Genomic DNA, 1,079 nt, shown 5'->3' with positions numbered 1-1,079 from the left:
CGGTGGGCGGCCCGTTCCTGACCGCGAACGAGGCCCGCGCCGAGGATGGCCGCGCCCCCGTCGAGGGCGGCGACCGGCTGAACCCCGCCGCGAACATGACCCGCAACGAAGATGCCGGGGCCGGGACCGAAGAGGACAAGGACTGATGGAAACGACGATTGCCAGCCTTCTGGGCGCCGCCCCCCTGGCGCTGGATCGCAGCTTCGGCGCGGGGCTTCTGGGCCTGCCGCTGCCGACCGCCTCCACCGCTGGCCCCGCGCTTTCCGGGCCGGTCGAGGTCGCGCGGGGAGAGCGCTATGCGGTTGCGCGCGGCGTGGCGGTGATGCCGGTGCGGGGCGTGCTGACGCCCAATGCCGAGATCCTCGAACGCTTCCTCGGCTGGGCGACCTTCGCGGGCATCGAGGCGTCCTGCGGGGCGCTGGCCTCGGCCGAGGACGTGGCGGCGGTGGTGATCGAGTTCGACACGCCGGGCGGGCTGGTGCTGGGGGGCGCGGCGGCGGCGGGCGCCATCGCGGCGCTGGCGGCGGTCAAGCCGGTCCATGCGCTGGTCAATCCTCTGGCGGCCTCGATGGGCTATCACCTGGCCAGCCAGTGTTCCGACATCGCCATGACCCCGGGCAGCCTTGCGGGCTCCATCGGTGTCATGCGCCAGGCGGGCTGGCCGGTCGGCCCCGATGGCGCGGGCAACCAGTGGCAGATCTTCACCTCGACCCATGCGCGGGCGAAGCTGCCGAACCCCGAGACCGAAGGCGGTCGGGCCGAGATCCTGCGGGATCTCGATGCCCATGAGGCGGCCTTCCATACGGACGTCGCCCGCGGCCGGGGGATCGCCCCCGAAGACCTCGCCGCGCGGCTTTCGGTGACCGACGACCCGGCCGATGGCGGGGCCACCTTCGGGCCGGAAGCCGCCATCGCCCGCGGCCTGGCCGACCGGGCCGAGACCCGCGCGGCCTTCTATGACCGGATCTTCGCCGCCCACGCGCCGCGCCCGGCCGCACCCCGCCGGGCCACCGGCCGGGGCCATCTGGCGCAAGCCGCCGCCGCGCAGGCCCGCGCGGCTCTCTGACCGACCACTCACT

At 74.8% G+C, this 1,079-nt stretch carries 1 protein-coding gene; it reads left to right on the top strand.

Annotation, left to right across the window (positions count from 1 at the left end; genetic code table 11):
- The first annotated feature begins 145 nt into the window (after window positions 1-145).
- On the top strand, window positions 146-1,066 hold the full coding sequence (locus tag BYZ73_RS21245; RefSeq protein WP_112317577.1) for a S49 family peptidase: 921 nt from the start codon (window positions 146-148) through the stop codon (window positions 1,064-1,066).
- Window positions 1,067-1,079 lie beyond the last annotated feature (13 nt).

Origin of the sequence: Rhodovulum viride, assembly GCF_003265965.1 — a bacterium.
GTDB classification, from domain to species: Bacteria; Pseudomonadota; Alphaproteobacteria; order Rhodobacterales; family Rhodobacteraceae; genus Rhodovulum; species Rhodovulum kholense.
The sequence above is the reverse complement of the archived record's forward strand: the minus strand, read 5'-3'. Positions and strand labels throughout refer to the sequence as shown.